At 40.6% G+C, this 7,467-nt stretch carries 4 protein-coding genes and 1 tRNA gene; 2 read left to right on the forward strand and 3 right to left on the reverse strand.

Annotation, left to right across the window (positions count from 1 at the left end):
- Positions 1-8 precede the first annotated feature (8 nt).
- A complete protein-coding gene (locus H5186_RS20505; protein ID WP_145236563.1) occupies positions 9-827 on the reverse strand; it encodes a mechanosensitive ion channel family protein in 819 nt (272 codons plus the stop codon).
- Between the two features lie 282 nt (positions 828-1,109).
- On the opposite strand from H5186_RS20505, the gene H5186_RS20510 reads away from it, so the two are divergent.
- A tRNA-His gene (locus H5186_RS20510) sits at positions 1,110-1,185 on the forward strand.
- Between the two features lie 421 nt (positions 1,186-1,606).
- Positions 1,607-2,074 (forward strand): REP-associated tyrosine transposase, encoded by a 468-nt coding sequence (locus H5186_RS20520; RefSeq protein ID WP_182794894.1) that lies wholly within the window; start codon positions 1,607-1,609, stop codon positions 2,072-2,074.
- Positions 2,075-3,091: 1,017 nt separating this feature from the next.
- Here H5186_RS20520 and nagP read toward each other — a convergent pair.
- Both nagP and H5186_RS20530 read right to left on the reverse strand, forming a co-directional pair.
- Positions 3,092-4,387 carry an N-acetylglucosamine MFS transporter NagP gene (nagP, locus tag H5186_RS20525; protein WP_182794895.1) on the reverse strand — a complete coding sequence of 432 codons (1,296 nt, stop codon included), beginning with the start codon at positions 4,385-4,387 and terminating at the stop codon, positions 3,092-3,094.
- 255 nt (positions 4,388-4,642) lie between these two features.
- Positions 4,643-7,291, reverse strand: coding sequence for a family 20 glycosylhydrolase (locus tag H5186_RS20530; protein WP_182794896.1), 2,649 nt, complete (start codon positions 7,289-7,291; stop codon positions 4,643-4,645).
- Positions 7,292-7,467: the final 176 nt, after the last annotated feature.

A 7,467-nucleotide genomic window follows, 5' to 3' on the forward strand; every position in this document is an offset into this window, starting at 1 on the left:
TATATTGATTAATCTTGCTTGTGCAAATGAACATCCATTTGCGGAAACGGAATAGTGATATCCGCATCATCTAATGCGATTTTAATGTTCTCAATTAAAGACCAATAAGTTGGCCAGTAATCGCCTGAGTTAACCCACGGACGCACAATGAAATTTACGCTTGAATCTGCTAGTTCAGACACTGATACGTTATAAGCTGGATCTTTAAGAATGCGTGACTCTTGATCTAGTACTGATTTAAGTACTTCTTTTGCTTTGCGTAAGTCTGCATCGTAACCAACACCAATAACTAGATCGATACGGCGAGTTGATTCGCGCGAGTAATTAATAATTGAGTCAGACATAATTTTAGAGTTTGGCATGATGATAACTTTGTTATCTGGTGTGCGTAGTTCAGTAGAGAAAATTTCGATTTTTTTCACTGTACCAGCTTTACCGCCAGCTTCGACATAATCACCCGATTTGAAAGGACGAAGTAATATAATAAGTACGCCAGATGCGAAGTTAGATAATGAACCCTGCAGTGCCAAGCCAACTGCTAAGCCTGCAGCACCTAAGATAGCGATAAATGAAGTGGTTTCTATGCCTATTTGTGACAACGCCATTAAGATTGTTGCCATAAATACGATGGCATAAACAATGCTTGATACGAACGAACCTACAGCTTTATCTACTTTCTTTTTATCGAATGCTTTTTCAGTTAGGTTAGAGCAAAATTTTGCAACACGACCGCCCAGTAAAAAGATCACCAATGCAATTACAGCTTGAATGCCATAATGCAAAATCAAACCTGAGTTTTCGTTTATCCAGTTAAGTATTGTATCCATTATCACTCCTGATATTCAGTATTAAGCAGTTTGCTGGTTAAATTATATCTGATTTCAATTTATTATTTAATTAATTAATCTATTTATCTTTAAAAGAACGTCTTTAGGGTTAATTTTTATTTTACCCAACCAGATAAAAAATGATTTAAACATTCATTCTCTGGCTGCTTTATGAACAAAAATATTCAATTTTAAATTTTTTTCACTTTTTTTGCTCTTAACCCTTCACAAGATTTATTATTTTATGTATTATCCGCGCCACACCAAACAAGGTGTGTTGTGGCGGTTGTAGCTCAGTTGGTAGAGCCCCGGATTGTGATTCCGGTTGTCGCGGGTTCAAGCCCCGTCAATCGCCCCATCTTTTCCCTTCTTATCTCAATATCAAATACGTTCTTAAAATTCCATTTTATTTATTAATTAATATTAAGCACAAACCAAAAATAATGGCTGAAGCCTGTTCCCACAAGAAACATACACATGCATTACTCGTATGAGAGCGCTTTAGCGCCGATTGGTTGTTGCATATAACCTAAGTCTAAACACAATCACGGCTGAAGCCTGTTCCTACAAGCAACATACAATACACACACATGACCTCGTAGGAGAGCACTTTAGCGCCGATTGGTTGTTGCATATAACCTAAGCCTAAACACAATCACGGCTGAAGCCTGTTCCTACAAGAAATATACACATGCACCATCCGGTAGGAGAGCGCTTTAGCGCCGATTTCATAATTTAATCTATACTTCGTTAAACCGTTTTATATTTAAAGGATTAAAATGAAACTTCGGTCACAGCAGCTACGTCAACATCGTCACTCTATTATTAACCACTATTATTCTGTGACCACATGTACACATCAACGAGTTAAATTATTTGATGATTTTTGTAATGCGCGAATTCTAATACGCTCACTAAAACAATCTGATTTAAATGGCTTAACTAAAACAATTTGCTTTGTAATAATGCCGGATCATATGCATTGGTTGTTGCAGCTGAAAACACAAGATTCGCTATCTTCGGTGGTGGCTAAAGTAAAAGGGCGTACATCATTTCTCATGCACAAAGCTAAAAATGAGCAAATTTGGCAAGCTGGTTTCTACGATTCATTGATTCGAGATGAAGAACATTTATTACATCAAGCAAGATACATAGCTGCCAACCCAATGAGAGCCGGTATTGTTGACAACCTTGGAAGTTATCCCCATTGGGATTGTATTTATTTAAACCCCTCTGAACATGACTAACACAATCACGGCTGAAGCCTGTTCCTACAAGAAATATACACATGCACCATCCGGTAGGAGAGCGCTTTAGCGCCGATTGGCTGTTACGTATAACCTAAGCATAATCACGGCTGAAGCCTGTTCCTACAGGAAACATAAATACACGCACATGACCTCGTAGGAGAGCGCTTTAGCGCCGATTGGCTGTTGCATATAGCCTAGGCCTAAACATAATCACGGCTGAAGCCTGTTCCTACAGGAAACATAAATACACACACATGACCTCGTAGGAGAGCACTTTAGCGCCGATTTGCTGTTGCGTATAACCTAAGCCTAAACACAATCACGGCTGAAGCCAGTTCCCACAATAAATACACGCATGCATTATCCCATAGGAGAGCACTTTAACGCCGATTGGCTTTTGCATATAGCCTAGGCCTAAGCAAAATCACGGCTGAAACCTGTTCCTACAAGAAATATACACATGCATTATCCCGTAGGAGAGCGCTTTAGCGCCGATTGGTTGTTGCGTATAACCTAAGCCTAAGCACAATCACGGCTGAAGCATGTTCCTACAAGAAACATACACATGCATTATCCCGTAGCAGAGCGCTTTAGCGCCGATTGGTTGTTGCATATAACCTAAGCCTAAACACAATCACGGCTGAAGCCTGTTCCTACAAGAAATATACACATGCACCATCCGGTAGCAGAGCGCTTTAGCGCCGATTGGTTGTTGCATATAACCTAAGTCTAAACACAATCACGGCTGAAACCAGTTCCCACAAGAAATACACACATGCACCATCCGGTAGGAGAGCGCTTTAGCGCCGATTAGCGTACCCTCGCTAACTTTACTCTCGCCAGCTCGCAAGCTGCTTTCTTGCAGACAAAAAAATGCCACCTTTCGGTGGCATTACACACGGGATTATTTCTACATTATAGAAATTCTTTTCAAAAATTAGGTTCTAGGTTCTAGGTTCTAGGTTCTAGGTTCTACAAAGCTAAACTTTTACCTTGAACCTTTCAACTTTAATCTTACTTCCAGCTTTTCATCTTGTGCCCTTTTACAGCATAGAAAAGAATGAATAAATAACAAGGTAACATTACGATATAAGCGCCCTGCTGGGCCGCGGCAGAATCCACACCACCACTTGCTAGACCCCAAAATAGAGGACCAAATGCCCCACCGGCGATGCCCATTACAAGCAGGCCAGAACCAACACTGGTTAATTTACCTAACCCAGACAACGCTAACGGCCATACCGCAGGCCATACAATAGCATTAGCAAATCCTAACACAGCTATCATCAATAGTGTATCTGGTAATTGCACTTCTAAACCAAGCGCTGTTGCGATCACAACTGAACTAGTATCGCTAAATACCACGGCAAGTGTTAATACACAGCCTAAAATTGCAGACACACTTAGCGCTGCTTGCTGCGAAATAACACGCGGAATAAGCACAATACCAACTATATAACCTAACACCATGCAGCTCATTGTATAAGAGGTCATGACACTATATTTTTCAATACCTAGCGACAATGCAAAAGTACCAATGGTATCGCCTGCAATCACCTCCACGGCTACATAAACGAATAATGCAACCACACCTAATGCTAGGCTTGGGTGAGAAAGTGCTTCTTTTACTTGTCCTTTAGCACCTAGCTCCTCATCATCAATAAGCTCTGGTAATGGCATTTTTGTCACTGCAAATGCCAATGCACCAATAAATAGCGCTAACCCTAAATAAGGATAAATTAAACTATTTGCCATTGAATCAATTTCAGCTTGTGATAAATCTTTACCAACAAGGCCGGTGAAATCACTTAGAATTAATGCTGTAAATACGATTGGCGCAATCACGCCAGCGCCTTTATTCAATATCCCCATGATGCTGACACGTGCTGCGGCCGATTCCTCAGGCCCAATCCGAACAACATACGGGTTAACTGCAGTTTGCAACAAGGTTTGCCCTGCCCCCATAACCAACTGCGCAAATAAAAACAGCACAAATACTTGAGTTTTTGCAGCTGGAATAAATAATAAACCTGCCACCATCATGGTTGCCATACCGAGTGCCATGCCATTTTTATAACCGACTTTACGAATGATCATCGCCGACGGTACAGCAGTAAACGTCACCGCTATATAAAACGAGAATAAAATCAGTGAGGCTTGAAATGGACTCAGCTGTAATACTTGTTTTAAGTATGGCATTAGTGAACCATTTAACCAGGTTGCAAAACCTAGGATAAAAAATAAAGTGGCAACAATGGCCATGGGTATAAAATTACTTTGTTTATTTATTTTTGACACTGTGGCTTCCATAAAACTTCTTCTTGTTGCGAGCTATCGTTATAATTATTTATTGCAATTAAGTTCAAAAAACTTAAATCGACGATTAGCGTTGCTGTATTTTATAACACCTTGGCGACATTTAAATGACAATGTCGAAACAAAAATGACAGCGCTGCCATAAAACTTTACGTTAATTACAGCCATATTACTAGTAACAATTTATTTTACAACGACACAAAAAAGGGCCTTTATGGCCCTTTCAAAACGTAATTAGTTACTAATATATTAATTTATATGAGTAATTCTGCTTTTTAGTTTGCTATCTAAGCTACTACGTAATGCTACAGACTGCTGTTCAGAAACACTGATCGGAGCTGTATATTGCTGCCAACTCGCGCCATTATCTAAACTATACTCGGTATTTAAATATGTAAATGGCGTATTAACCTCAAGCTGACCATTGTTAATCACGCCACCGGGTACCGGCAAATGTAAAGTTATGCCTGCATTGGCCAATTTATTAAGCTCTTTCAAACCAACTGCAGCAGAGAATTGTGCCCAGTCTTTTTCTTGGCTTTTACGATCAACCTGCTCGCCTTCCCATGGTGCTTTATGCCATGCACGCTCAGCAACAGACAGAATACGCGGGAATATCATTGCCAATACTTGATCTTCGGTTCGAATAGTTTCAGACCAAACTTGTCCTTGCATACCTAAGATGTTTTCTGGCTTTTCTAATTTTGGTAGTGGACGACCAACTAAAGCTTCAAGGTTATCTATCGGCTCCCGTGTTCGGGTGTAATCGGCATTTGCATACACATCGTCTGGCATATAATTAAATGCTTTTTTAGTATCGGTATAGCGAGTTGCCCAATAATACCCACGTTCTTCTGGGTGAGCTTCATAAGGATGGTCAAAGTATAAGTGTGTACCATGCGATAGAATCACTTGGTAGCCAGCATTGGCAAGGCGATAAGCTCTGTCTGCAACACCCCACTCCCAAATATTGTCCCAGACGTTTGCTGTAAAGGTTTTGTTTGGAAACTCGTCGCGCTTAAATGGGTTTGTTTGGTCATACATTAAACCGTCTTCCCATGCGCCAGGCGAAATCCCGCGTTTTTCAAGTAACTTGGCCACACGTTGTGTAAAGTAAGGTTTAAGATCTGCTGCACCGGCAACACCATTATTTGGATCGGCAAACATTGCTTGGCATATTGGCGAGCCAACCCATGAACCGGCACCCACTTCATCGCCACCAAAGTGTAAGTTAGTCAATTGCACACCGGCTTCGCGGTACATTTGTTGTAATTCGTAGGTAACCTTATCTAAAAAAGCATAGGTTGAATCCATGCATACGTTCATCGAGTTATCTTTGTAGTTTTGCACCGTCATATAAACCGAGGTGTCTTTTGGATCACTCAATAAATACTGGGTTGCAGCACTGATATCTATCTGCTGAGTCTCTTTCCCCGCATTCTTTTTATTAACAAGCTTATTTTTGGCTACTCGTTGCGCCTCATCGGCAAGCTTATGATAACGTGCTTCCATTGCTTTAATTGATGCGCGAGCATGCCCCGGCCCTTCAATTTCTGGAATAATCTGAATATGGCGGTCTTTAGCAAACTTTAATAATTCAACAAACTCACTACGAGTTAAGTAACCGTTACCTGAGCCGGATTTAAATGGTCCGGTGCCTAACTGGGTTAATAAACATTCTCTTTCTTCAAGGTCAAAACAGCGATAACCACCAATATCAGTTAACTCTGGTAATCCTGGAATTTCTAAGCGCCAACCTTCATCTTCGGAAAAGTGCCAATGTAGTTTATTCATTTTATAACGCGCCATTTGCTCAACCAATTTGAACATAGCGTCTTTACCGTGATAATTACGGCCATTATCATAGTGCATGCCACGCCAGGAATAACGAGGGCTGTCTTCAATCTCAAGTTGTGGAATGTCTACAGTCCCTTGGCTATTTGCCGGGAGTAGATTAAGTAAGCTCTGCATGGCATAGAATACACCGGCATTATCACTCCCAACAATTTCAATACGATCGTCATCTATCTCAAGAGTGTAACTTTCTGATTTACCACCGGCCAACTGTGGATTTACTTTTAAGCTGATCAGTTTTTCTTTTGCTAGTTTGATGTGATCTGGCTGGGCTTTTAAGGTCAGGCCATAGTCATCTTGCAAATCTTGCATAAACACCATGACTTCGTTCTTTAACTGACCTTGGAAAGTGATCTGCCAGCTGCTATCAAGTGTTGCAGTACCGCGATTAAACTCTACTTTTTGTGGCTTTGGAATGATCCGCTTTAATGCGTCTTGTTGCGATACTTGACTTGTCGTTTGTTGATTACGCTCAAAACGCACTTTTGGGGTGACTAATACCGTTAAATCTTTTGGCTCGTTATAACGACGCAGTTGATTTTCACGCTCGAACGGTGCAACAAACTGGGTCATATCTTCGCTGTCAGTATTTGCAAAAATAGCCGGTTTATTATCACCAGAGACAAAAAAAGCACGTGGCATAAAATCAGAATAAGCAACCACCCAAACTTGAGCGTCAAACTCAAGTACTAAGCTTTTGCCTGAAGCTAACCCTGTAAAGTTTTTAGTTGGGGTAATGCGGTGTAAATCGCCATTTACGTGTTCAATATTTAAACCCGCAACTAGCTCAGTACTGATCTTACGAACTGAGTGAATATACAACTGCCAGTCACTTTCACCTGCAGGAAGTGCAACATCAGATTGGTTGTTTAGTGTAATAGTTCCTAAAAAACCAGCGGCTTTATTATGAAAGTTATCAACCACAGCAAATGTCAGGGTGGTTTCTTTGGCAAAGTTATTCACATCATTTTGCGAAAACTGCGCCTGCGCCATTAATGGCATTATCGTGATCAAACTTGCTAAAGTTCGCTTTTTAAAATCCATTGCTCTCTCCTCGTTGTATACCCTAAGACTACGCATTTCCCCCCACGTAATCTGTTATTTATTATTATTCATTCACCTCCATCATATAAAAGATAAAATGACAGCGCTATCATTAATTGAAAGAATAGGGAATAAGCGGTAAGCGGTAAGCGGTAAGCGGTAAGCGGTAAGCGGTA

The organism is Pseudoalteromonas sp. SG41-2 (genome assembly GCF_014164535.1).
GTDB lineage: Bacteria > Pseudomonadota > Gammaproteobacteria > Enterobacterales > Alteromonadaceae > Pseudoalteromonas > Pseudoalteromonas rhizosphaerae.

What these genes read in the sequence shown, in the direction of transcription:
- H5186_RS20520 (WP_182794894.1), top strand. Translation starts at nt 1,607, where the DNA reads ATGAAACTTCGGTCACAGCAGCTACGTCAACATCGTCACTCTATTATT.
- H5186_RS20505 (WP_145236563.1), bottom strand. Translation starts at nt 827, where the DNA reads ATGGATACAATACTTAACTGGATAAACGAAAACTCAGGTTTGATTTTG.
- H5186_RS20530 (WP_182794896.1), bottom strand. Translation starts at nt 7,291, where the DNA reads ATGGATTTTAAAAAGCGAACTTTAGCAAGTTTGATCACGATAATGCCA.
- nagP (WP_182794895.1), bottom strand. Translation starts at nt 4,387, where the DNA reads ATGGAAGCCACAGTGTCAAAAATAAATAAACAAAGTAATTTTATACCC.